The organism is Corallococcus sp. CA047B, from assembly GCF_003612065.1.
Taxonomy (GTDB): Bacteria; Myxococcota; Myxococcia; order Myxococcales; family Myxococcaceae; genus Corallococcus; species Corallococcus praedator.
In genome coordinates this window covers 78387-101815 of the sequence record NZ_RAWD01000005.1, presented here as the reverse complement: position 1 = coordinate 101815, position 23429 = coordinate 78387, and the positions used below count along the sequence as shown (strand labels likewise).

The following is a 23429-nucleotide window of genomic DNA, read 5'->3' as shown; positions in this document are numbered from 1 at the left end:
TCGTCGGCAGCGTCAGAGGTGTATAAGAGACAGGGCCGGGTGCGGGTGGTGCTGGGGGACACGGGTGGGGGCGCGTACTCGGTGTGGTTCCCGGGACGCGGTGCCTGGGTCGTGGTGCCCGCCGTTCTGCTTGAGGACGCGGAGGCGTTCCGGCTCACGGTGCGGCATGAGCTGCAACACCACCGGCAGCGCGACACGGTGTTCGCGTATGCGCGGCTGGGTTTTGACAGTGCCTTCTTCTGGAATCCCTTCGCGCGGGCGTTCAGCCGGTGGCTGGCGGACTGTCAGGAGTTCGCCTGCGACGAAGCGCTCGTCACCGGACCCCGGGTGCCCGCGGAGGCGTATGCGCGGTGCCTGCTCCAGGCGTCGCTGCGCGTCCCGGGCTCCAGTCCCCTTCCCGCCGGAGTCACCGGCATGTCCCACCCCACCGTCAGGAGGATCCACATGTTGTTCGAGCCCCGTCCCCGCAGTTCCGTTCGTGCCCTGGGCCTGGTGTTGTCCTTTTCGTTGGTGATGACGCCGCTGGCGTTGTGGGCGCAGGGGGCGGCGCGTGGCCGCGCGGTGTCACTCGCGGAGGCCCGGGCCCTCGCGGCGGCGCAGCCGGAGGGCGACCTGCCGGTGGTGGTGGACGCGGCCGTGGTGGAGCAGCTCAACCGGTTCGTCACCACGCCGAAGGGGCGCGACTTCATGCGCAAGGCGTTGGCGAATCTCGCGGTGCACCGCGAGGCGCTGGCGGGCACGCTGCGCTCGAAGTCCCTTCCGGAGGGGTTGCTCGCGGTGGCGATGGTGGAGTCGGCGGTGAGCAACCTGCCGGAGACGTCGGGGGAGCCGTCGTTGGCGCCGGGGCAGAGGGGCGCGGGCGTGTGGATGTTCATTCCGGAGACGGCGCGCCGTTATGGCCTCAAGGTGGAGGCCGGGCGGGACGAACGGCTGGACGTGGCTCGCGAGACGGAGGCCGCCGCGGCCCTCTTCCAGGCGCTGCATGCGCGCTACGGCGGCGACTGGCGGCTCGCGCTCGCGGCCTACAACCAGGGTGAGGGCGTGGTGGACCGGGTCCTCGCGGAGACCAAGGTGCGGGATGTGAGCGAGCTGACGCGCACGGGCAAGCTCAACGGCTACACCAGCACCGTGCAAGCCGCGGTGTTGCTGTTGCGCAATCCGCACCTGCTCGACTGACGTTCCGCCAGGGAGGCCCTGGGGAATGTGCCCGGGGCGCCCGCGTTGGGATGCGCGTGGGCTGCTTTCGCGCCAGGATGCGCCCACTGCCAGCCAGCCAACGCAGGGGTGGGGAAACGCCAATGAAGATCGTCGCGCTCGTTCGTCCGGCTGGAGAAGTCCCCGAAGCAGCCCAGGTGCTCGCGGCGGCCTCGGGCATGGCGCCAGCGGAGGCCCGCATGCGGCTGGCCCCGGAGCCGCCGGCCCTGCTCGCGCGGCTCGCGCCTGAAGCGGCGGATGCGCTGGTGAAGACGCTCCAGGACGCGGGGCTCGCGGCGCTCGCCATCGACGAGGCGGAGACCGTGGAGCGGGTGACGGCCCGGACCGTGACGTTCGGCTCCGCGCAGGGGACGTTCACGCCCCGCTCCGGTGCGCCGCTCACGATGGCCTGGGAGGACGTGACGGTCATCCTCCGAGGGGCCAGCTCCATGCGCACGCAGAGCGAGCACACCGAGAAGAAGACGCAGGTGGCGCTGGGCGCGGCCATCATCACCGGTGGCCTGAAGATGACGAAGACGACGGAGACGAGCGTGCGCGGCTCGCAGGAGGAGACGTCGCAGGTGGTCTTCGTCTTCGACCGCGACGGGCGCGGCGCGGTGCTTCCGGAGCTCGGGTTGGATTTCTCGTGTCTGGGGCCCGCGATGCAGCCGTCGCGCACGGCGAACATGGTCGCCCTGTCGCGCCTGTTGCGCGAGCGCGCCCCCGCGGCCTTCTACGACGAGCGGCTGTTGCGGCTGGGGCGCCGGCCCCTGCCGTTCGTCCTGGGCGGGGCGGTGCAGATCGTGAGTGGCGCCACGTCCCATTCACGCATCAACACCGCGCAGGGCCTGGACGTGCTCGCGGAGGCGATGCGGCAGGGCGTTGCTCGGGGCTATCTGCCCTGAGGCCGCGCTCGCGGCGCGGGGTTCCCCAAGGGGCGTGGAGGCCAGGCTCCAACGCATGGCACTTCCCGCCCGGAGCCTTCACGCATGCGGGGGCGTCGAATCCGGCGGTGGACGCGAAATCCACGCGGCGATGAAGACGTCCAGCTCACCGCGCATCACGTCCTTCACGCGCGGCGTGCCGGCGCCGGTGCGCGGATCCTCCACGCGAGCGCCCCGGCCCAGGAAGTAGCGGCGGGCCTCGTCGGTGCTGGCGCCCTGGCCCGCGACGACGCGCGCCGCGATGCCCTTGAGCTCGTCCATCTCCCCGGCCCCGATGAGCGTCAGCATGCGCCCCGTCGCCTCGTCCTTCGCGGTGACCTCGTTGCGCACGCGCTGGAGGTATTCGCCCTCGCGGCTCTTCACCGGACGGCCCTCCAGCACCAGCAGCGCCCGCTCCACTTCCTCCAGCGGCCCGCCCCGGTGCACACGCACGTACGCGCGCTGGCGCTTCTCTTCCTCCAGGCGGCGGTGCAGCCCCGTCTCGCCCGCGAGGAACCCGTACGCTCCCGGCCCGGCGATGCGCACCACCACGCGCGCGGGTGTCTCCGCCTCCGCCACGGCCGTGGCCTCGTAACCGCGCCGCTGCGCCCAGCCCAGGTACATGGTGGCCAGCTCCTGCACCCACGCGTCCTGCTGCTCCGACGCGTCGCTGGCGCAGATGTCCACCAGCGCCTCGTTGTCCAGCGGCGTGGCCCCCGCGGCCCGCAGGGCCTCCGCCATCTGGACCTCGCGCGCCACGTCCTCCACCTGCCGGGCGGCGGACGCCAGTTGCACCTCGTTCTTCGCCTCGCGCACCAGCCGGCGCCCGAAGAGGCACGCGGCCTCCAGGCGCTCCAGCTCGCCAATCTGCGCCTCCACCGTGCGGAAGGCGCGGATGACGTCCGCCGCGTGCAGCGGGTCGTCCCAGAGGTTGGGCGCCTGTGTCTCCGCCAGCAGCGCGGCGCGGCGCTCCTCCAGCTCCGGTCGCCCCGCGGACGTGGCCAGCGCGCGGGCACGGCCCACCAGCCGGTCCATTTCGATGAGCAGCGACTTGCGATCCAACCGGCGCTTCACCGCCGCCGCCTTCGCGGAGGGCAGCAGCAGCTGCGCCGTCACTTCCCGGGGCGGCGGGACGGGCTCGGCCACCGCCACCACGCGGCCTCCGGGACGGGCCTCCACGCGCACGGGCGTGCCCGGCGGCAGCGGCCTGCGGGCAATCTCCACCGCCAGCGCCGCGGTGAGCGTCTTCTCGATTTCCCGCTGCAGGTAGCGCGCGCCGAACTGCGGCGAATAGCCGCGCTCCACCAGCCGGTCCACCACCTCCGGTGTCACTTCCACGTCCAGCGCGCGCGCGCGGATGCCCTCTCGCTCCAACACGCGGCCCACCTCGCGCTGGGCGATCTTGCGGATGTCCACGCGCGAGAGCGGACGGAAGTGGCAGATGGCGTCGAAGCGGTTGAGGAACTCCGGACGGAAGGCCTCCGCGATGCGGCGGTCCACCTCCGACACCTGTTCCTCGGCGCGCTTGTGCGCGGCGAAGCCCAGGCCCGCCTCGCGGTACACCTCCGAGCCCACGTTGGACGTGGCCACGATGAGCGTGTTGTTGCACGACACCGCCTCGCCCGCGCCGTTGACGAAGGTGCCCTCGTCGAAGAGCTGGAGGAAGCGGTCGTGCACGCTGCGCGCCGCCTTCTCGAACTCGTCCAGCAGCAGCACGGTGAACACCTTGCCGTCGAGCAGCGCGGACAGCTCTCCGCGCCGCGTCTCCAGCGCGGGCGCCCACGACGCGCCGAAGGGCACGCTCTCATCGCCGTCGTTCGGGTAGTCCGCCATGTTCAGGCGCACCAGCCTGTCCGCGGAGCCGAAGAGGTACTCGGCCAGCAGCTTCGCCAGCTGCGTCTTGCCCACGCCCGTGGGCCCGGCGAAGAGGAACACGCCCAGCGGACGGCGCGGGTCGTTGAGGCCCGCCTTGAGCAGCGCCACCGACCGCAGCACCGCGCCCACCGCGTCCGTCTGGCCGAGCAGCCGCTCCCCGAAGAAGCGCTCCGTCTCCTCCAGGTCCAGCGGCATCGCGTCGTCCACGACGAAGCGGGGCAGGCGCGTGGCGGCGCAGAAGCGCGTGAGCACGTCCTCCGGCCCCACGTGGTCGCGCGCCATGCCCGCGGCCTCCGCCGCCGTCTCCTTGAGCAGCTCGATGGCCTTGCGCGGCATCTGCTGCGCCAGCAGGAACTTCGCGGACAGGCGCAGCACCAGGTCGCACGCGGCCGGGTCGATGGGCAGCCGCAGGTCGCGCTCCAGCTCCTCCGCCACGCGGCCGACAATCCAGCGGGCCTTCTCCAGCGGCGGTTCAAGGAGCGGCAGCAGGTGGAGCCGCTCGGCCAGGGCCTCGTCCGCGCGCAGCAGCTCCTGCACGCGCTTGGGTTCGGTCTCGAAGATGAAGCGCAGCCCACCGGTGCGCAGCGCGCGCACGGCCACCGGGGCCAGGGGGCCGCCCAGGGCCACGGGCAGGTCGCGGATGTAGACGATGGGGCAGGGGTGCCGGCCCAGGTGCGTGAGCAGCTCCTCGAAGCTCTCCGCGGCCTGGCGCTGGGTGCTGCGCGCCAGGATGTTGGCGACGGACACCTCCACGAGCCGCGCCTGCGCCAGGTCCCCGTCCACGCGGCCTTCCGCGATGCGGCGGGCCACCTCCTGCACGAGCGCGCTCTTGCCCACGCCGGGCTCGCCCGCCAGCAGCGGGTGCTTGCCTCCACGCGTCAGCAGGCCCAGCACCTCCGTCACGGCGCTGTCCACGCCGTGCGCCGCCGGCAGCTTCCCCTCGCGTGCCATCGCGGTGAGGTCGCGGTCGATGAGCCGCTCCTGGTCTTCGCTCTTCCTCGTGGCCATGGTGGTCCGGAACGCCCCCTCGACGTGCGGCACTCTAACCGGTGCCGCACGGAAGCGAAGTCCCGGCACCCCCGGGACTCAGGTTTCCAGCTCCGTGTGCCAGTAGGCGACGTCCCTCAGGAACTTGCGCCAGGACATCGGCACGCCCTGTTCGACGAGGAACGACAGGTGCACGGCGTTGGGCATCTTCTTCGGCTTCACGGGCACGGCGAGCAGCGTCAGGCGCGCCTGGGCCGGGGTGCGGTTGCCCTTGCGCTGGTTGCAGGGCACGCAGGCGATGACGATGTTCTCCCAGCTCGTGTGGCCCCCTTGAGCGCGCGGCACCACGTGGTCGTACGTGGCCTCCGGACGCGTGACCTTGCGGCCGCAGTACTGGCAGCGGCAGTGGTCGCGCTGGTAGACGTTCTCGCGGCTGAAGCGGATGCCGCGCGGACCCTTCCACAGGGCGCGCACGAAGCGGATGACGGACGGCATGCGCAACTCCACCGTCACGGAGCGCACGACGCGGTCCTCGTACTCCTCCACCACCTCCACCTTGCCCTGGAAGAGCAGGTGGATGGCGCGTTGCCAGGGGATGCGTGCGACGGGCTCATAGGACTGGCTCAACACCAGCGTTTCCATGACACGGGGCCTTTCGGGCAGGACAGGCCGCCAGGGAGTCGAACCCTGCTCGCCCGGGATTGGAATCCAGGCTGCACCCCGTGCGCGACCTACAAGTGGGAGTGGGGACGGTGAAGCAGGGCGCCCAAACGCAAGAAGAGGCCGGGTTCCCGTAAGGGAGCCCGGCCTCCAGGAGGCTTCCAGACCGCGTCAGGGACGGGGCGGGGAGACCTTCAGGTGCCGGGCGAGGCGAGGCGATAGGACGCGAAGTCGCGCCAGCGGCACGTGAAGGGAGCGGTGCCCGGGCTGGGACGCGAGGACGCTTCGATGCCGTGACCGGAAGGATTCAGGTGCTTGGGGTTCATCGGGGCCTGCTTCGTCGCCGTGCGCATGGGGACCGCTCCTTTCGTTTCCGAAGGACGGAAGCGAAAATCCATTCCTGACAAGCGTCGGAGCGGCCGTTAGGACTCCGCGCATGAAAGCCATCCGCTACCACCAGGTGGGAGGGCCCGAGGTCCTCCGTTGGGAGGACGTGCCCGCACCCACGCCCGGGCCGGGCGAGGTCCTGCTGCGAGTGCACGCCGCGGGCGTGAACTTCGCGGACACCGAGCGTCGCCGGGGCCTGTACGACGCCCAGGCCCCGTTGCCGCGCATCCTGGGCAGTGAGGCCGCGGGCGTGGTGAGCGCGGTGGGGCCGGGCGTGGACGCGAAGTGGGTGGGGCGCCGGGTGGTGGCGCTGACGAAGGAGTCCTACGCGGAGTTCGCGCGCGCGTCCGTGGACGAGCTGCTCGAACTTCCGCCGGAGGTGTCGTTCGCGCAGGCGGCGGCGCTGCTCGTGCAGGGGCTGACGGCGTACCACGTGGTGCACACCGTGGGACGGGTGGAGGCGGGGCAGACGGTGCTCGTGCACGCTGCGGCCGGAGGCGTGGGGCTGCTCGCGGTGCAGCTCGTGAAGGCCGCGGGGGCGCGGGTGATTGGCACGGTGTCGGGCGAGGCCAAGGCGAAGCTCGCGCGTGACGTGGGGGCGGATGAGATTGTCCGTTATGACCAGGAGGACGTCGCGGCGCGGGTCCTCGCGCTGACGCAGGGACGCGGTGTGGAGCGCGTGCTGGATTCGGTGGGCGCGAGCACGTGGCAGGCCAGCGTGGACGCGCTGGCGCCCTTCGGCCACCTGGTGAGCTACGGCAACGCCAGCGGCCCTCCGCCGCATGTGGAGGTGGAGTCCCTGTACGCGAAGTCGCTCACGGTGAGCGCCTACTGGCTGCGCACCCCCACGCCCCCGGAGGTGCAGCGCCGGGCGCGGGAGGCGCTGCTGGCGCAGGTCGTGGCGAAGCGGCTGCGCGTCGTGGTGGGGTTGACGCTTCCCCTGGCCCAGGCCGAGGAGGCCCACCGCAAGCTGGAGGGCCGGGACACGGTGGGCAAGGTGGTGCTGGTCGGGGAGGGGTGAGGCTCCCCGGTCGCGCTCAGTGCGGTGAGGCCGTGCTCACGACGACTGGCTCCGTCCGCGCGGGCCCGCGGCCGATGCGCAGCACCACCAATGCCGCACCCAGGCAGATGACTCCGGCGACGACCCACGCGGGCGTGTACGTCTCCAGCGACGTGCGGATGACGCCCGCGCCCAGGGCTCCCAGGCCCGCGCCAATCTGGTGCGCGGCCACCACCCAGCCGAAGGCGATGGGCCCGTCCTCCGCGCCCACCGTCTGCGTCGTCAGGCGCACCGTCGGCGGCACGGTGGCGATCCAATCCAGGCCGTAGAACACCGCGAACAGCGGCAGGCCGAAGAGCGACATCTCGAAGGCGCTCGGCAGGTAGAGCAGCGCGATGCCGCGCAGGCCGTAGTACCAGAACAGCAGCCAGCGGTTGTCGAAGCGGTCCGACATCCACCCGCTCGCCGTCGTGCCCACCAGGTCGAAGATGCCCATCAGCGCGAGCAGCCCCGCCGCCCGGACCTCCGGGATGCCGTGGTCCATGCACGCGGGAATCAGGTGCGTGCCCACGAGCCCGTTCGTCGTCGCGCCACAGATGAAGAAACTCCCCGCGAGCAGCCAGAAGTCGCGGTGCCGCGACGCCCGGCCCAGCGCCCCCAGCGCGTTCGCCAGCGGATTGACGGTGGACACCTTCGCCGGCTCCGCGTCCGGCGCCGCCCCGAACGGCTTCAGCCCCAGGTCCTCCGGCCGGTCGCGCACGAACAGCGCGACCAGCGGGATGATCACCGCCACCACGCCCGCGACCGTGAAGGACACGGCGCGCCAGCCGTGGTGCTCCACCTGCATCGCCAGCAGCGGCAGGAAGACGAGCTGTCCTGTCGCCGTGCTCGCGGTGAGCAGGCCCATCACCAGCCCCCGCCGCGTGACGAACCAGCGCTGCACGACCGTCGCGCCCAGCACCATCGCCGTCGTCCCGGTGCCCAGGCCCACGAGCACGCCCCAGAAGAGGACCAACTGCCAGGGCGCGTGGATGAAGTTCGTCAGCGCCACCCCCACCGCGATGATGCACAGCGAGACGAGCGTCGTGCGCCGGATGCCGAACTTCTGCATCAGCGCGGCCGCGAACGGCCCCACGAGCCCGTAGAGCACCAGGTTCACGGACACGGCCGAGGAGACGAGGGCCCGGCTCCAGCCAAACTCCCGCTCCAGGGGCACGATGAACACGCTGGGCGTCGCGCGCACACCCGCCGCGCACAGGAGCACCACGAAGATGGTCGCGGCGACCACCCAGGCGTAATGGAGCCTTCCAGCCTTCATGACGGTGTCTCCTTGCGGCGGGCGCGACCGGGCCCGCGTATACTTCCCACCGGAGCGCGGGCGTGTTCCCCCGGCTTCACGGAACGGCGATGTCCCAAGACGACACCCTGCGCACCCTCTGCAACTGTCTGGCGCTGCGACAGGCGAGCCGCCACGTCACCCAGTTCTATGATCAGGTGCTCGCGCCCAGCGGCGTGCGGACCACGCAGTACTCCATCCTCCACCGCGTCCAGACCCAGGGCCCGCTGACCGTGAACGAGCTGGCCCATCAACTGGTCATGGACCCCTCGACGCTCACCCACAACCTCAAGCCCCTGTTGAAGGACGGCCTCGTCGCCCTCCAGGTGGGCCGCACCGACCGCCGCCAGCGCGCCGTGGACATCACCGCCGAAGGCAAGGACGTCTACCGCAAGGCCCGGCCCCTCTGGCTGCGTGCCCAGGCGGACTTCGAGCACGCCGTGGGCGACTCCCAGGCCTCCGCGCTGCGCGACCTGCTGGCCTCCGTCGCCCGGACGGGCCTGGGCCAATCCCAAGAAGAGACCCCCGCGCCCAAGGCCACCTCCCGTCGCCGTCGTTGAGCCGGAGCGCACGGCTCACGCTCCTTCAAGGAAGGCGAGGAACGCGGCGACCTGATCCGCCCACAGCTCCGGGTGCGCCTGGGTGAGGTGGCCGAAGGAGCGCGCGTCACCTTCCTGCACCACGAAGCGCCCGTGCTTCACGCGGGGCATCAGCGTCTCCAGCGTGCGCAGCGAGACGGGGTTGAACTCGTCGTCGGAGAAGTTGAGCGCGAACACCCGGGCCTGGATGGCGCCGAGCGCGGGCTCCGGGTCGTAGTCGGAGGAGGATTCGAGCGAGTACAGGACGTCATTGGCGTCCATGCCTTCCGCCTGCGTCATCGCCGTCGCGATGAAGGCGTCCGCCGCCGCTGCATCCGGCAGCGTGGCCTGCAGGTGGGGCACGCCGTCGAGCATCATGCGGAAGACGGGGAACGCCTCGCGCCAGCCCCGGGGCGTGGCGGTGTAGAAGCCCGCCTTCCATTCCGGGTCGGTGCGGATCTGCCGGGAGACGAACCGGCGCCACAGCAGGTTGCGCCCGGCGATGCGCGTGGGCAGCGCCACGATGGGCATCACGCCCTTCACCGCGTCCGGATACAGCTCGCTCCATTGCCACGCGTTCATCCCGCCCATGGACAGGCCCACGATGGCGTGCAGCCGCGCGATGCCCAGCGTCTGGGTCACCAGCCGGTGCTGCAGCTCCACCATGTCCCGGTAGCCGTAGGCGGGGAACTTCGTGCGCGCGCCGTCGCTCGGCTTGCTGGAGCGACCGTGGCCCACGTTGTCCGGGAAGATGAGGAAGTACTTCGTCGCGTCCAGGGGACGGCCCGGCGCGAACAGCGAATCCATGAAGGGCTTGCCCCGCAGCACCTGTCCGCTGGCGCTGGTCCAGTGCAGCAGGAGCACCGCGTTCGTCACCGCGCCGGAGGCATCCCGTCGCGGCGTGCCCAGCGTCGCGTAGTGGATGCGCACTTCCGGCAGCACCGTGCCGTCCCGGAAGCGGTGGTCCTGGAAGAACGCATCCGCTTCGCGCGCCTCCAGCGCCGTCGGAGCCGCCGGGGCGGGCACGGCCTCGGCGGCCTGCTCACGCGGGGGCGCGCTGGCGCACCCCGAGGTCAGGACACCCACCGTCAGCAGGAGGGCGCGAAGGGACGACGAGGCGGACGTCCGGCGTGCGGAGTTCATCACGCCGGAAGGATTGCCTGTATATGCAGCTATTGTAAAGCCACCCCCGTCAGGGCGTGGGCGTGGCCGTCGGCGCGGGCTTGAGGTAGCGGTCGAAGAACTTCTGGGCGCGCTCGTTCACCTCCACCTCGTTCTTCTTCTTCTTGAAGCCGTGGCCCTCGTCGGGGAGCAGGAGGTACTCGACGGGGACGCCGTTCTTCTTCACGGCGGCGACGATCTCATCCGACTCCGCCTGGGGAACTCGCGGATCATTCGCGCCCTGGATGACGAGCAGCGGCTTCTTGATGCGCTCCGCGTGGAAGAGGGGGGAGATCTCCTTGAGCATCGTCTCCTGCTTCTCCGGGTCGCCCACCTCCTGGAACATGGCCTGACGGAAGGCGCCCCACTCGGGCGGCATGCCCTTCAGGGTGCGCAGCCAGTTGGAGATGCCGAAGGCATCCACGCCCGCCTCGAAGGAATCCGGGTGGAAGGTGAGCGCCGCCAGCACCATGTAGCCCCCGTAGCTGCCGCCGATGATGCCCACGTGCGAGCCATCCACGTACGGCAGGCTCGCCAGGTACTTCCGGGCCTCCACGACGTCGCGCAGCGGCTCCTTGCCGTGCTTCTGGTCATCCGCCTTGTGGAACGACTTGCCGTAGCCCGTGCTGCCCCGGTTGTTGATGCCCAGCACCACGTAGCCCCGGTTCACCAGGTACTGGATGAAGTTGATGTAGCCCTTGCGCGTCTGGCCCCCGGGGCCGCCGTGCACCCAGACGAGCGCGGGAGCCTTCTGTTCGGGCGTGGCCTGGTGCGGCTTGAAGAGCAGGTTGGGGATCTCCAGCCCGTCGAAGGACTTGAAGCGCACCACCTGCGACTCCACCAGGTCCTCCGGATCCAACGCCTTGCCCATCGTGTCCGTCAGGCGCGTGGCCTTCTTCGTGGTCAGGTCGTAGACGTACAGGTTGGGGGAGGCGCGGTCGCCCTCGTGCAGGAAGGCCAGTTTCTTCTCGCCTCGGGAGAAGACGACCTCCGACACGGCGCCCTCCGGGAGCTGGGGCAGGGACAACTGCGTACCCGCCTTCACGTCGTGCAGCCGCACCTCCGTGCCCGCGTCCACGTTGAGGGTGGTGACGCGCCACGCCCCCGTGCGCGAGAAGGTGGACGCGACGATGTCCCAGTTGGCCTTCTCCACGTCCTCCCACTTCCCGGCCTCCTTCGCCGGGCGCACCAGGCGCGTGAACTCCGAACCGTCGTCCGTGAGCAGGTACAGCTCCCCGGACACCGGGTCGATGTCCGCCACCGAGTAGCTGGCGGTCCCCTGGTGGGGCGTGAGGTTCTTCAACGTCTTCGTCGCGACGTCGTAGCGCCACACGTTCCCGTCGGACGTGGTGAGGGCCTCCTCCATCACCACGAAGGACTCGTCGGGGGCGATGCCGGAGAGGGCGAGGCCCTTGTCGTTCTGGAACAGCAGCGTGCGTGCGTAGGTCTTCGCGTCATGGCGGTACAGGTCCATGGCGCCCTCGTCGCGTTCGTTGGTGACGATGTAGAAGGCGGACTCGTCGCGGCTGAACCCGAAGAAGTGCGCGACCCCCTTCTTCAGGGGCGTGAGGTCCCGCTCCTTGCCGTCCGGCGTGCGCACGTACACGTGCGTCTGCTCGTTGCCGCCCTGGTCGCGCTCGAAGAGGAAGCGGTTGTCGCGCGGGAAGGCCCCTACCAGCCGGACGCTGTCCGTCTTGGAGTTCGTCAGCGCGGTGGGCTTGCCTCCCGCCACCGGCACGCTGGCGACGTTGTAGATGCCCGTGGCGTTCGACGAGAAGAGGATCCGCTTCTCATCCGAGGCGAACGCGGGGCCCGACACCTCCGTCGTCCCCATGAACTGCTCCATCGTGTACTGGCGCGACGGTCGCTGCACGGGCTTGAGCGCGGGGGCCGGGGCCGGCTTCTGCGCGGCGGGCGGTGGGGCGGCCACCGCCAGCAGGGGAACGAACAGCGTCGCGGCGAGGATGCGATGCAGGGGTTTCCGGACGTTCAAACGGCCTCCAGGGCAGCGTTGGACGGACAGGAATCTGCCCCAACCCCACGGGGAAGGTCAGGGGGTTCCTCCAGGACCCGGCAAGGGGGCGGACAAACCTGACATAAGGCTGTCACTGCCCGGGGGGATAAGGGTCGGGTTCCTTCAACGCGGCACCGGAGACCTCGCCATGACCCAGACCCAGAACGACTCCCAGCAGAACCCCGCCAAGGCCGGCGTGCGGACCTATACGGGCGGCTGCCACTGTGGCGCCGTGCGTTACGAGGCCACCGTGGACCTGGCCGACGTGAGCCGCTGCAACTGCACGTTCTGTACGAAGTTCGGCAACGTCGGCAACGTCTCCATGAAGCCGAGCGCCTTCCGGCTGATCAAGGGCCAGGAGCATCTCAGCGAGTACCGGCGCGAGGGGAGCCCGAACTCCCGCAGCTTCTGCAAGCACTGCGGCGTCAAGTGCTTCGGCGCCGGGGACGTGCCCGAGATGGGCGGCCTGTTCCGCTCCGTCGGCGTCAACACGCTGGATGACGTGGATCCCTCGCTGCTCACCTACCAGTACTGGGACGGCCGACACGACAACTGGCAGTCTGGCCCGCGCTCCAGCCCGTGGCCCTTCCAGCCCACGGTTTCTTGAGTCCTTCGGAGGGCAGGGGCTTTGGTGGCCCCTGCCTTCCGGAGCACTACACCCGGCCCGCGGCGTCGCGACCGGCGGCGCGGCCGGAGAAGATGCAGCCTCCGAGGAACGTCCCCTCCAGCGCGCGGTAGCCGTGGACGCCACCGCCACCGAAGCCCGCCACCTCGCCCGCCGCGTAGAGCCCGGGAATCGTCTCCCCCTGGGCGTTGAAGACGCGGCCCGAAAGGTCGGTCTCGAAGCCGCCCAGCGTCTTGCGCGTGAGGATGTTCAGCTTCACGCCGATGAGCGGCCCCGCCTTGGGGTCCAGGATGCGGTGCAGCTTCGCGGTGCGCACCAGCTTGTCGCCCCGGTAGCCGCGCGCCTGGCGGATGGCGGCGATTTGAAGGTCCTTGCCGAAGGGGTTGTCCAGCTGTCCGTCGCGGGCCAGCACCTCGCGCTCCACGGTGGCGAAGTCCAAGAGCGGCGTCTCCGTCTTCGCGTTCATGCCGGCGACCAGCTCGCGCAGGTCCTTGGCCACCACGAAGTCCTCGCCCTTCTCCTTGAAGGCCTCCACCGGGCCCATGGCCTTCTTGCCCACGGCGCGGTTGAGGACGCCGAACCAGTCCTTGCCCGTGAGGTCCGGGTTCTGCTCCGACCCGGACAGCGCGAACTCCTTCTTGATGATCTGCTGATTCAGCAGGAACCAGGTGTGCTCATGGCCCGTCTTCATGATGTGTTCCAGCGTGCCCAGCGTGTCGAAGCCGGGGAACAGCGGCGGGGGCAGGCGCTTGCCGGTGGCGTCCAGCCACAGCGAGCTGGGGCCCGGCAGGATGCGGATGCCGTGGCGTGGCCAGATGGGGTTCCAGTTCCGCAGACCTTCGGTGTAGTGCCACATGCGGTCGCGGTTGATGAGGCGCCCGCCCGCGGCCTCGGTGATGGCGATCATCCGCCCGTCCACGTGGTCGGGCACGCCCTGGACCATGAACTTCGGCGCGGGGCCCATGTGCTTGGGCCAGCTCTTGCGGACCAGCTCGTGGTTGCCGCCGATGCCGCCCGACGTGACGATGACCGCCTGCGCGCGCAGTTCGAAGTCGCCTTCCGTCTTGCGGGAGCTGGTGACGCCGCGCGGGACGTCGGTGGGCTCCAGCTTCATGCCGCGAACACCGACGACGGCGCCCGCGGTGACGAGCAATTCGTCCACGCGGTGGCGGAACAGGAACGTGAGCTTGCCGGCGGCCTGCGCCGCCATCGCCCGGCGGATGAAGGGCGCGAGCACGCCGGGGCCGGTGCCCCAGGTGACGTGGAAGCGGGGGACGGAGTTGCCGTGGCCCACCGCGCCATAGCCGCCGCGCTCGGCCCAGCCCACCACGGGGAACCAGGTCATCCCCTGCTGGTGCAGCCAGGAGCGCATCTCCCCTGCGGCGAAGCCGACGAAGGCCTCCGCCCACTTGCGGGGCCAGTGGTCCTCCTCGCGGTCGAAGCCCGCGGTGCCCATCCAGTCCTCCAGCGCGAGCGCGTGCGAGTCCTTGATGCCCATGCGCCGCTGCTCGGGCGAGTCCACCAGGAACAGGCCACCGAACGACCAGAACGCCTGCCCGCCCAGGTTCTGCTCACCCTCCTGGTCAATGATGGCGACGCGCTTGCCGGCATCCGTCAGTTCGGTCGCGGCGACGAGGCCCGCCAGCCCTCCGCCCACGACGATGACATCCACTTCCTGGCCCATGCGGTTGCCTCCTGGTGACGTTGCGCGCGCGGATGATAGGCGAAGCTTTCGCCGCAGTGGATTGCGGAGCCCATTTCACATGCGCACCTCAGGGGTAGGAGGTGAAATGGCCATGTCACGCAAGATGATGGACTGCCGGGAGACCCCCAGCGAGTCCAACTGCACGCTCACCATCACGGGCGAGGAGGACGAGGTGGTCCGGGCCGCGACCGAGCACGCCGTGTCCGTCCACGGTCACGAGGACGTCCCCGCGCTGCGCGAGATGATCCGCGTCTCGCTCAAGGATGAACCGGGGTTCCCGACCGGCGAATCCGTGCCGATTCCCGGCGCGGTGCAGCCGCCTGGGTTGCACTGAAGCCTCCGCCTGGAGGTCGGTGCGTCCTGGAGGAAGGCAGCAACAGGGCTGGTCGCCCGTTCAGTCCTCGTGGTAGCCCTGTCGCGCGTCCGCCTTCGCGCGGGTGCGCGACCTTGAGGAGTGCGGATGCCACACCGTTGCGCCTGGTCCGAGGGCGACCCGCTGTATCAGGCCTACCATGACGAGGAATGGGGCGTGCCGGAGCGCGACAGCCGCGCGCTCTGGGAGCTGCTGATGCTGGAGGGATTCCAGGCGGGGCTCGCGTGGATCATCATCCTGCGCAAGCGCGAGGCCTTCCGGAAGGCGTTCAAGGGCTTCGACCCGAAGGTCGTGGCGCGCTTCACCGAGAAGGACGTCGAGCGGCTGATGGGCGACGCGGGCATCGTCCGTGCGCGCGCGAAGATTCAAGCGACCATCGGCAATGCCCGCGCGTACCTGGACATGGCGGAGGCGGGCGAGGACTTCTCCACGTTCGTCTGGGAACTCGCGGGTGGAAAGCCCCTGCGCAACACCTGGACGGGCAGGGGGGACGTGCCGGCGAAGACCGCGCTGTCGGAGGAGTTCTCCAAGGCGTTCAAGAAGCGCGGCTTCAAGTTCGTGGGGCCGGTCATCGTCTATGCCTGGATGCAGGCGACGGGCATCGTGGACGACCACGTGGTGGGCTGCTTCCGGCACGGCGTGCGGCACCGCTGACGTGGACCCCCGCCCTGAACTAGAACCCCGCGACCACGATTGGGAGAGACACGCAATGCGCATCAACATCACCAGCGTCATGGTGGACGACCAGACCAAGGCCCAGAAGTTCTACACGGAGGTCCTGGGTTTCGTGCTGAAGGTGGACATCCCCATGGGGGGGGAGCACCGGTGGCTGACCGTCGTCTCCCCCGAAGCCCAGTCCGGGACGGAGCTCCTGCTGGAGCCCATGGGGTTCGCCCCCGCGCGTGTCTTCCAGAAGGCGCTGTTCGACGCGGGCATCCCCCTGACGTCCTTCGGCGTGGAGGACTGTCAGGCCGAATATGAGCGGATGCTGAAATTGGGCGTGGTGTTCCGCAGCAAGCCCACGCCCATGGGCCCGGTCACCGTCGCCATGTTCGAGGACACCTGCGGCAACCTCATCCAGATGGTCCAGGTCTGAGCGGTTGAGGACAGGGGCCCATCGGTCAGGTGGCCCCCTGACTTGAGCTGACGCCGGGTTTGCTCCTAATACTCGGCTTTCCAGCTTGACCACAGGGGGATCTCACGATGCGGATCCAAACGAAGTTACCGTCGCCGGAGCCTCGAAAGGCGCTCGCGCCGGCGGGGAATGCTCCAGCCCGGCCGGCGGGCAATGCCGCCACCACGACCACGACCTCCGGTGCCACGGCGCGCCAGGCGGGGTACTCCGAACAGAGTGCGTTCGTCGGCAAGAAGCCGGATCCGACGTCCGCGTTCCAGCGGCAGTTCGGGGCGCTGGCGTCGGACAAGCCGCAGTTCCACGCCACGATGCGCACCGTGTACGGCGAGGGCTACAACGCCGCCCAGGCCGAGAAGTTCCGCCAGCAGGCCCAGGCGGGCGACTTCGGCTGGATGCCCAAGGTGAAGACGGTGTCCGCGGAGACGCTCCAGGGCGCCAACGGCGCCTATGACGCCGCCTCCGGGACGGTGCTCCTCAACGAGTCCCTGGATCCGTCCCTGGCGGCCTCCACCTTCGTGGAGGAGGCCGGCCACCACCTGGACACGAAGCTCAACACCGAGGACACGGTGGGCGACGAGGGCGAGCTGTTCCGCCGCGTCCTGTCCGGCGAGAAGCTGTCCTCCCAGCAGGTGGCGGACATCCGCGCGGAGAACGACAAGGGCATCATCCGCGTCGACGGCAAGGACACCGCGGTCGAGTTCTTCAAGCCGTTCAAGTTCCTCAGCGACGGCGCGAAGGCCGTGGGCGGGGCCATCGTGGACGGCGCGAAGGCCGTGGGCGGGGCCATCGTTGGCGGCGCGAAGGCCGTGGGCGGGGCCATCGTCGGCGGCGCGAAGGCCGTGGGCAACGTCGTCGGGGGCGCCGTGAAGGCCGTGGGGAAGGCGGCGGAGGCGGTGGGCGGCGCGTTGAAGACGGTCGGCGTGCGTTTGTTCGACGGGGTTCGCAGCCTCGCCACGGGCCTCATCAGCACCACGAAGAACTCGGTGCGCAACATCGGGGAAGGCCTGGGCACCTTCTTCGGCGGCGTCGGAAAGCTGTTCCAGGGCAAGTTCGGCGACGGCCTCAAACAGATGGGCCTGGGGCTGGTGAAGACCTTCGTGCAGACGCCCATCGACGCCCTGTTGATGGGCGGGGGCCGGGCGCTCAGCGCCATCCAGACGCTGATTGGCGTGGAGCCGCCGGCGCGCAAGCTCAGCGCCAATGAGATCAACACCCTGCGCGAAGTCTATGGGGACTCCATCGACTACTCCTCCATGCGCATCAAGGAGGGCAACGCGGGGCTGTTCAGCACTTCCGGCCGGGCCTTCACGCACGGAGACACCATCTACATCCCGCCCGGCGACATGCCGATGACGGACGAGCTGCTCGTCCACGAGTCGGCGCACGTCTGGCAGCACCAGAACGGCGGCACGGACTACATGAGCGAAGCGCTGTGGGCCCAGAAGTTCGGGGACGCGTACGACTTCGAGAAGGCCCTGGACGAGGGCAAGTCGTGGAGCCAGATGGACCCGGAGCAGCAGGGAGAGTTCCTGTCACGGGCCCACCGCGCGGACTACTTCAAGGACCCCAGCGCCGGCTTCCATTTCAACGGCAAGGACTACACGGCCCAGTTGGAGGCCGCGCTCGCGCAAGTGCGTGCCGGCGAGGGAGCTCCCTAGTCCATGAAGCCGACGCGCCTGTCCGCCCCGCTGCTGTGCGTGGGGCTGCTGATGCTGCTGACCGCCTGTCGCCCGGTCATCCAGGTGACGCTGGTGGCCGGAGCGCAGCAGCTTCCCGCCCCCCGTTTCGAGGTGGAGGATCCCGAGCATGCGGACCGCCCCCGCTACGACACCGTCCAGGTGCTGAACCGGGAGGGGGAGCTGTTCTGGCGGATGCGCGCCGAGCCGTTCGGTGACGAGAACAGCGTGCGGGCGCTGACCTACGGGGAGGTCCCCACGGGCTTCATCTCCGTGGAGGGGCCCCGGGCGCTCCAACCCGGGGGGCGCTATGCGCTCTTCGTGGTGGGGAGGAACCGGGGCTCCCTCCACTTCGACGTGGATGCGGAGGGCCGCGTCACCGCGGTTCCTCCGTGACGGCCCGGGTGGGGCGCGGGATGATCACCTGAACCCGCGCCGGTCGGAGGCCTTCCGACGGGCGCGCTCTCAGTGGAGGAGTGCCGCGTGGGTCGCGTCCCGACCGTGGATGAATGGGTGGCCCGACTCTCCGCGCGGGATGCTCGCGCGCGCGAGGAGGCGCAGGAGGCCCTGGAAGAAGCGCTGGGGTCCGGTGAGGCGGAGTCGCGGGAGCGGACCGCCTGGGCGCTCATCCAGGAGCTGGGGCGCCCCGGGACGGCGGCCGCCAGTCCCATCCTGTTCCTGTTGCAGCGCGGCTGGTGGCCGCCTCAAGCGAGCCTCACCGGAAGCGCCGTCCAGGCCGTCCTGTCGATGCTGCCGCGAATGGAGGCCGGCTCCGCGGACCTGGAGCATGCGGCGCTGGTGCTGACCCTGGTGTGCAGGGTGGATGCTTCCCAGCTCTCCGCATTGGAAGGGGCGTTCGCGCATCCCCACCCGTCCGTTCGGAGCGCGATGGCGCGCGTGGTGGGGCGGCTGGGGCAGGACGCGCTGCCGGCGCTGCCCTGGGTGCTTGCCCTGCTGGACGACGAGGAGTCGGTGGCGATCTCCGCGCTGGAGTCGCTGGGGTCGCTCGCCGTGCTGGCGCCGGACGTCGCCGCGCCCCGGCTGCTGGAGCAGGTGCGCAGGACGGACGGCGTGCGCCTCTATCTGGCCCTCGTGTCGCTGCGGGGCCTGCTGGAGGAGCTGCTGTTGGAAGAGCGGGCCGTGCCCTCGCTGGTGGGCCTGGAGCCCGCGCTGCTTCGCGCGCTGGATGAGCCGGAGCCGCCCATCCGCCAGGAGTCGGTGTCCCTGCTGGGCCTGCTGGGCCCCGTGTCGCCGGTCGCGCTGGCGGCCCTGCGCGACCGGCTCCGGGATGAGAGTCCTTTCGTGGCGGCGGGTGCCGCCGTGGCGCTGCTCGGGTTGGGGGAGTCGTCAGCGGAGCCCCTCTTCCTGCTGAAGGGGCAGTTGGGGCTGGCGTCGTCGCCCGAGGTCCAGGAGGCCGCGCTGTCCGCGCTGATGTCGGTGGACCCCGCCCGGCTCCGCAGGGCGAAGGGGATGCTGGAGTCGGTGGTCGGTGACACGAGCGGAGCGACCCGTGTCACCCTGGACGACCTGTTGGCCTCGCTGGACTGAGCGCCGGCGTCAGTTGCCGGCGTAGGCGGACATGTTGCTGCCCGGGTAGCCCCCGGTCCCGGTCCAGGTGGAGGGCAGCGTCGTCGTCAGGCCCGGCTGCACCTTGTAGGAACCAGTGCCGCTCGTGTGCCGCCAGTAGACGTTGCCTCCGCCCGACGGACCCAGGACGGCCAGCCAGTACGTCGTGCCCGACGTCACCGCCTGCGACGTGAGGGTGCAGTCGTTCCACGCGTTGGCCGTCACCGTCGCGACGGTGCAGCTTCGCAGCAGCGCGCCGGGCGCTCCGCTCCCATTCGCATACAGGCCGAGCTGGAGCGTGGTGGCCGTGGTCTGTCCGTCCACGTAGATGCGCAGGCGCGTGACGTTGCCGGTGGCGCTCGCCACGTAGCTGAACGCCGCCGCGACGCCCGCGTTCTCGAAGTCGGACGCGCTCAGCACGGTGCTGTTGCCCACCAGGGCCGTGGGCGCGGCGGGGGTCGTCGCGCTGGCGTTGGCGGTGAAGGCCGAGGCGCCCGCGCCGTTGGTCGCCCGGACCCGGTACCAGTAGCGGGTGCTCGCGGCGCGGCCCGTGTCACTGAAGGCCGTCACATTGGCGCCCGGCGTCGCCACCTGGGCGAAGGTGCCCGGCGCACCGGAGACGTCCGGCGCCCGCTCCACCTGGAAGCCGCTCTCGTTGTTCGACGCATCGGTCCACGCCAGGTCCACCTGGCCGGAGGACACCGCCGTGGCCGTCAGGCCGGTGGGGGCCAAGGGCACGGTGACAGCGCTGCTCACGGTGATGGAGACGGTGCTGGTCTGGGTGCTCGCGGCGGGGTTGGCGCTGTCCACGGCCACGGCCCGCACCGTGTGGCCTCCCTGCGCGACGTTGCTCCAGGTGCAGCCGTAGGGGCTGGTGGTGCTGGAGCAGACCAGCGTCGTGCCGTTCGCGTAGAAGTCCACCCGCGCGATGCTCCGGCCAAAGCCGGCGGTGGCGGACGCGGCGAGCGCCACGGAGGCCGGCGCCGTGTACGTGGCATTGGCGACGGGGGAGGTGAGGGCCACCGTGGGCGGGTTGGACAGGGACAGGGGCACCGCGGCGGAGGTGGTGGCCTGGAGCAGGTCGTCGGTGGCCTTCGCCGTCACGCTGTGCGCGCCGTCCAGGAGCGAGCTGACCCCGCAGCTCACGGACGCCGAAGCCGGTGCCGTCACCGTGCACAGCAGCGTGGCGCCGTTGTCGAAGAACTCCACCTTCGCGAGGGTGCGGCCCGGCCCCGCCGTCGCGGTGGCCTGGAGGTTCAGGTTGGCGGGCGCGGTGAAGTTCGCATTGGTGACAGGAGACGTGATGGACACCGTCGGCGCGGAGGTGCTGCCCGCGGAAAGGCCATACAGGGACGCATTGGACGCGCCCGCGTAGACGGTGGAGCTTCCGAAGGTGGGGCCCGGCAGCGCGGAGAGGCCCGTCGGGGAGTAGCGCATGGAGCCGGTGGGCTGATCCATGTAGCGGAACACGCCACCGCCGTTCGCGCCCAGCAGGGCCAGCCAGTAGACGGTGCCCGACGTGAGCGTCACCTGCGGCGCGGCGGTGCAGCCGTACCACTGGCCCGTCACCAGGGGCAGCGGATCCACCACCGCCGTGGTGCAGGAGGAGAGCAGGGTGCCCGGCGCACCGGACGCATCGCTGTAGACGCCAATGGACAGCGAGGCATTGGCATTGCCCGGCGCCGCGAACACCTTGAGCGTCCCCAGCGTCCCCGTCGCGACGGCGGTGTACTGGAACGCGTTCACCGAACCGCCATTGTCGGAGTCGTTCTGCGTGCCCGCGGTGTCGACGCCCACCAGCCGCACGCCACCCGCCGAAGCGCTCACCGTGAAGCTGATGGGCGCGGAGTTCGTGACGAGCGCCGGGCTGCCGCTGTCGGTGGCGCGGGCGAAGACGTTGGAGTACGTGCCGGCCGTCGCGTTCCACGTGCAGGCCGTGCCGGTGGTCGTGAAGCAGAGCGACGTGGTGCCCTGGAAGAACTCCACGCGCGTGAGGGTCCGCCCCGCGCCCGCGCTGGCGTTCGTGCCCAGGGTCGTGCTCCCCGTGGGCAACGTCGCGCCGGACACCGGACTGGTGATGCTGACGGTCGGCGGGCCCGCGACGGTGAGGGCCACCGACGCGGAGCCGCTCTCACCCAGGCTGTCCACCGCCTCCGCGCTTACGGTGTGATTGCCATTGCCCAGGCTGCTCGTGGCCGTGCACGTGACGGGATTGGAGGCCGGCGCGTTGACGGTGCACAGCACGGTGGTGCCGGCGCGGAACGTGACGCTGGCGATGCTCCGTCCCGTGGTGGCCGTGGCGGTGGCCCCGAGGTTGAGCGTGGCGGGCGCGGTGAAGTTCTGCCCGGCCGAAGGGGCGGTGATGGCGACGCTGGGGGCCGTGGGAGGCGCCCCGGAGATGACGATGACCCCGCTGTTCGAGTGGCGGATGCGCAGCGCGTTGTTGCCGGTGTCGAAGGTCCAGCCGTCCGCCGCCAGGTCCGTGCGCTGCGCCAGCGCGGTGCCGCCCGCCGTCACGGACGAGGGCACGAAGGCGAGGCGCAGCACCTCCGTCGCATCGGCGTCATAGGTGGTGTAGCGGACCTCGTTGCCGGGCCCGTAGGTGACGCTCTTCACCACGGAGGTGGTGCGCAGCAGGTGGTTTTGTCCGGCGGGCGCCCAGTCCGGCTGCGCGCCCATGCCGATGACGAAGTGACGGATGAAGTCGCCCCAGCCGTCCGTGAACCAGACGTTGTTGGGATAGGGCCCGTCGATGGTCAGCCCGCTGCTACGCACCATGTACGTGGCCCAGTTGAACGCGCGGAAGGCCTTGTCCTTCGCCGCCGCGTCCCCCGTGAGCTCCGCGTAGCGGGCGTTCACGGCGGCGTAGCGCGAGGTGTGGCTGCCCATCTTGTAGTGGAACGCGTACTGCTCCTTGATGGGGCGCGCGCCGAACTCGAGCGTGTCCCCGAAGTTCGTCTCGATGAAGGCGATGATGTTCTGCACGTGCGCCTGCCAGCTGGGGTCCAGGTCCGGGTGGTCCATGAGGAACTTGGCCGTCTCTCCCGGGACGAGCTGGTTCAGGTTGTTCGTCGCGTCCGAACCCACGTCCTCGAAGTACTGGGTCCAGTTCTGCGTCGCGATGGGACCGTTGGAGCCGAGCAGCCACGCGAGCACGGTGGCCTTCGTGGACTGCCATTGGGACAGCCGGGTCGCGCTGTAGCCGGGCGCGCCGTCGAGCGTGCCCGCCTGCCCCAGCCGGATGAGCTCCTGGTAGAGCTTGAGCGGCTCCACCACGTTGGAGGCGTAGTTGTCGACGATGTTCGCCCCGGTGCGCACGGCGTTGTCGGAGGCCCGCACGCGGTAGGGCCACGGCGACACGGTGGCGCTCGGGGTGCGCAGGTGGCTGGTGAGCTGGTTGGCCGCGTTGATGGCCATGTCCCGGTAGGCCGTGTTGCCATTGAACTTGAACGCCTGCACGGCGGCCCAGGCGAGCGCGCCCACCTTCTCCGGCTGGAGGTAGCCCACGCCGTCCCCCACGCCCACCGAACCTCCCGCCGCCGCGCCGGCATACGTCAGCGAGCCGCTGGCACCGCTCGCGTAGGGCACCTGTGACCAGTGGTCGCCCACCGCCGTCATGCCGTGCGCCAGGTGCCAGTCCAGGAGCGCCAGCGCGGTGGTCCTCAGACGCGGATCATTCTTGTAGGGCGAATAGGTGAGGCCGGACTCCACGAGCATTGCGTACAGGCCGGCGGGGTTGTGCGGCCAGCCCACCGGCGAGCCCGCGGGGGAACACCCGGGAGAGGTGCCGCTGCACACGTAGGAGAACGCGTAGTACGCGGGCTTCGCCACCGACGGGTTCGTGAGGCCGCTCACGTCGGGCATCGCCAGCAGGTACTCCTGGTTCAGCGACAGCACGTGGTCATACGCGGCGGACGCGCCGGGGTTCGCGGGCGGCGCCCACGACAGGAGCTTCCCCGTGCCGTCGCACTGCGCGGCGTGCTGGTCGATGCTGCCCCCGCCGCTACAGGCCACGGACTGGCGCACGGTGGCGGTGCCGGGCGGGGACGCTTCGGTGGACTCGGGAGCGCCGGAGGGCGCGACGCAGCCTGCGAGCAGGACGCAGGTGAGCGCGCCGAGGAGGCCCGCGCGGGAGGCGGAGGGGGAGCAGAAGGACCGCTCCGGGAGGGGGGAGTGCATGGCGTGTGTGTCCCTCGGGCCGTGAGCGGAAGGCTTCACGAGAGGGCTCGCACCA

General features: G+C 70.5%; 18 protein-coding genes. 10 read left to right on the top strand and 8 right to left on the bottom strand.

Annotation, left to right across the window (positions count from 1 at the left end; genetic code table 11):
* Positions 1–1298: 1298 nt before the first annotated feature.
* A complete protein-coding gene (locus D7X74_RS02120) occupies positions 1299–2099 on the top strand; it encodes a hypothetical protein (RefSeq protein ID WP_120531215.1) in 801 nt (266 codons plus the stop codon).
* 78 nt (positions 2100–2177) lie between these two features.
* Here the strand turns inward: D7X74_RS02120 and D7X74_RS02115 are convergent, their stop codons facing one another.
* The 3 genes from D7X74_RS02115 to D7X74_RS42875 all read right to left on the bottom strand — a co-directional run bounded on the left by D7X74_RS02115 (position 2178) and on the right by D7X74_RS42875 (position 5992).
* A complete protein-coding gene (locus tag D7X74_RS02115; RefSeq protein WP_120531214.1) occupies positions 2178–5000 on the bottom strand; it encodes an AAA family ATPase in 2823 nt (940 codons plus the stop codon).
* Between the two features lie 78 nt (positions 5001–5078).
* Positions 5079–5621 carry an HNH endonuclease gene (locus D7X74_RS02110; RefSeq protein ID WP_120531213.1) on the bottom strand — a complete coding sequence of 181 codons (543 nt, stop codon included), beginning with the start codon at positions 5619–5621 and terminating at the stop codon, positions 5079–5081.
* A gap of 212 nt (positions 5622–5833) precedes the next feature.
* Positions 5834–5992 (bottom strand): hypothetical protein, encoded by a 159-nt coding sequence (locus D7X74_RS42875; protein WP_158620247.1) that lies wholly within the window; start codon positions 5990–5992, stop codon positions 5834–5836.
* 83 nt (positions 5993–6075) lie between these two features.
* Between D7X74_RS42875 and D7X74_RS02105 the strand changes: the two genes are divergently transcribed.
* A complete protein-coding gene (locus tag D7X74_RS02105) occupies positions 6076–7047 on the top strand; it encodes a quinone oxidoreductase (RefSeq protein ID WP_120531212.1) in 972 nt (323 codons plus the stop codon).
* 16 nt (positions 7048–7063) lie between these two features.
* On the opposite strand, the gene D7X74_RS02100 is transcribed toward D7X74_RS02105, so the two are convergent.
* Positions 7064–8344 (bottom strand): MFS transporter, encoded by a 1281-nt coding sequence (locus tag D7X74_RS02100; RefSeq protein WP_120531211.1) that lies wholly within the window; start codon positions 8342–8344, stop codon positions 7064–7066.
* Between the two features lie 89 nt (positions 8345–8433).
* Here D7X74_RS02100 and D7X74_RS02095 point away from each other — a divergent pair, with 89 nt between their 5' ends.
* A complete protein-coding gene (locus D7X74_RS02095; protein ID WP_120531210.1) occupies positions 8434–8922 on the top strand; it encodes a MarR family winged helix-turn-helix transcriptional regulator in 489 nt (162 codons plus the stop codon).
* 15 nt (positions 8923–8937) lie between these two features.
* On the opposite strand, the gene D7X74_RS02090 is transcribed toward D7X74_RS02095, so the two are convergent.
* Positions 8938–10083, bottom strand: coding sequence for an alpha/beta fold hydrolase (locus D7X74_RS02090; RefSeq protein WP_120531209.1), 1146 nt, complete (start codon positions 10081–10083; stop codon positions 8938–8940).
* Between the two features lie 49 nt (positions 10084–10132).
* Positions 10133–12094: a S9 family peptidase gene (locus D7X74_RS02085; RefSeq protein ID WP_120531208.1), complete on the bottom strand. Its 1962-nt coding sequence runs from the start codon at positions 12092–12094 to the stop codon at positions 10133–10135.
* A gap of 169 nt (positions 12095–12263) precedes the next feature.
* Here D7X74_RS02085 and D7X74_RS02080 point away from each other — a divergent pair, with 169 nt between their 5' ends.
* Positions 12264–12722 carry a GFA family protein gene (locus D7X74_RS02080; RefSeq protein WP_120531207.1) on the top strand — a complete coding sequence of 153 codons (459 nt, stop codon included), beginning with the start codon at positions 12264–12266 and terminating at the stop codon, positions 12720–12722.
* 46 nt (positions 12723–12768) lie between these two features.
* Here the strand turns inward: D7X74_RS02080 and D7X74_RS02075 are convergent, their stop codons facing one another.
* Positions 12769–14424, bottom strand: coding sequence for an FAD-binding dehydrogenase (locus D7X74_RS02075; RefSeq protein WP_120531206.1), 1656 nt, complete (start codon positions 14422–14424; stop codon positions 12769–12771).
* Positions 14425–14536: 112 nt separating this feature from the next.
* Here D7X74_RS02075 and D7X74_RS02070 point away from each other — a divergent pair, with 112 nt between their 5' ends.
* From D7X74_RS02070 to D7X74_RS02040, 6 genes are all read left to right on the top strand, one after another.
* Positions 14537–14779, top strand: coding sequence for a DUF1059 domain-containing protein (locus D7X74_RS02070; protein WP_120531220.1), 243 nt, complete (start codon positions 14537–14539; stop codon positions 14777–14779).
* A gap of 126 nt (positions 14780–14905) precedes the next feature.
* The gene (locus D7X74_RS02065; RefSeq protein ID WP_120531205.1) at positions 14906–15472 is read left to right on the top strand and encodes a DNA-3-methyladenine glycosylase I; all 567 of its coding nucleotides are present in this window, start codon (positions 14906–14908) and stop codon (positions 15470–15472) included.
* Positions 15473–15527: 55 nt separating this feature from the next.
* Positions 15528–15914, top strand: a complete 387-nt coding sequence (locus tag D7X74_RS02060) for a VOC family protein (protein WP_120531204.1) — start codon at positions 15528–15530, stop codon at positions 15912–15914.
* 107 nt (positions 15915–16021) lie between these two features.
* A complete protein-coding gene (locus D7X74_RS42870) occupies positions 16022–17611 on the top strand; it encodes a DUF4157 domain-containing protein (protein WP_158622158.1) in 1590 nt (529 codons plus the stop codon).
* Positions 17612–17614: 3 nt separating this feature from the next.
* Positions 17615–18025, top strand: a complete 411-nt coding sequence (locus D7X74_RS02045; RefSeq protein WP_120531202.1) for a hypothetical protein — start codon at positions 17615–17617, stop codon at positions 18023–18025.
* Positions 18026–18112: 87 nt separating this feature from the next.
* Positions 18113–19177, top strand: a complete 1065-nt coding sequence (locus D7X74_RS02040; RefSeq protein WP_147446438.1) for a HEAT repeat domain-containing protein — start codon at positions 18113–18115, stop codon at positions 19175–19177.
* A 9-nt stretch (positions 19178–19186) separates the two neighbouring features.
* Here the strand turns inward: D7X74_RS02040 and D7X74_RS02035 are convergent, their stop codons facing one another.
* Entirely contained in the window at positions 19187–23374 is a 4188-nt protein-coding gene (locus tag D7X74_RS02035; RefSeq protein ID WP_120531200.1) for an Ig-like domain-containing protein, read from the bottom strand.
* Between the last annotated feature and the right edge of the window lie 55 nt (positions 23375–23429).

Excerpts from the sequence above, each read along its gene's own strand:
- D7X74_RS02060 (WP_120531204.1), top strand. The coding sequence starts at position 15,528 with ATGCGCATCAACATCACCAGCGTCATGGTGGACGACCAGACCAAGGCC.
- D7X74_RS02035 (WP_120531200.1), bottom strand. The coding sequence starts at position 23,374 with ATGCACTCCCCCCTCCCGGAGCGGTCCTTCTGCTCCCCCTCCGCCTCC.
- D7X74_RS02080 (WP_120531207.1), top strand. The coding sequence starts at position 12,264 with ATGACCCAGACCCAGAACGACTCCCAGCAGAACCCCGCCAAGGCCGGC.
- D7X74_RS02075 (WP_120531206.1), bottom strand. The coding sequence starts at position 14,424 with ATGGGCCAGGAAGTGGATGTCATCGTCGTGGGCGGAGGGCTGGCGGGC.
- D7X74_RS02110 (WP_120531213.1), bottom strand. The coding sequence starts at position 5,621 with ATGGAAACGCTGGTGTTGAGCCAGTCCTATGAGCCCGTCGCACGCATC.
- D7X74_RS02100 (WP_120531211.1), bottom strand. The coding sequence starts at position 8,344 with ATGAAGGCTGGAAGGCTCCATTACGCCTGGGTGGTCGCCGCGACCATC.
- D7X74_RS02115 (WP_120531214.1), bottom strand. The coding sequence starts at position 5,000 with ATGGCCACGAGGAAGAGCGAAGACCAGGAGCGGCTCATCGACCGCGAC.
- D7X74_RS02120 (WP_120531215.1), top strand. The coding sequence starts at position 1,299 with ATGAAGATCGTCGCGCTCGTTCGTCCGGCTGGAGAAGTCCCCGAAGCA.
- D7X74_RS02095 (WP_120531210.1), top strand. The coding sequence starts at position 8,434 with ATGTCCCAAGACGACACCCTGCGCACCCTCTGCAACTGTCTGGCGCTG.
- D7X74_RS02045 (WP_120531202.1), top strand. The coding sequence starts at position 17,615 with ATGAAGCCGACGCGCCTGTCCGCCCCGCTGCTGTGCGTGGGGCTGCTG.
- D7X74_RS42875 (WP_158620247.1), bottom strand. The coding sequence starts at position 5,992 with ATGCGCACGGCGACGAAGCAGGCCCCGATGAACCCCAAGCACCTGAAT.
- D7X74_RS02065 (WP_120531205.1), top strand. The coding sequence starts at position 14,906 with ATGCCACACCGTTGCGCCTGGTCCGAGGGCGACCCGCTGTATCAGGCC.
- D7X74_RS42870 (WP_158622158.1), top strand. The coding sequence starts at position 16,022 with ATGCGGATCCAAACGAAGTTACCGTCGCCGGAGCCTCGAAAGGCGCTC.
- D7X74_RS02105 (WP_120531212.1), top strand. The coding sequence starts at position 6,076 with ATGAAAGCCATCCGCTACCACCAGGTGGGAGGGCCCGAGGTCCTCCGT.
- D7X74_RS02090 (WP_120531209.1), bottom strand. The coding sequence starts at position 10,083 with ATGAACTCCGCACGCCGGACGTCCGCCTCGTCGTCCCTTCGCGCCCTC.
- D7X74_RS02070 (WP_120531220.1), top strand. The coding sequence starts at position 14,537 with ATGTCACGCAAGATGATGGACTGCCGGGAGACCCCCAGCGAGTCCAAC.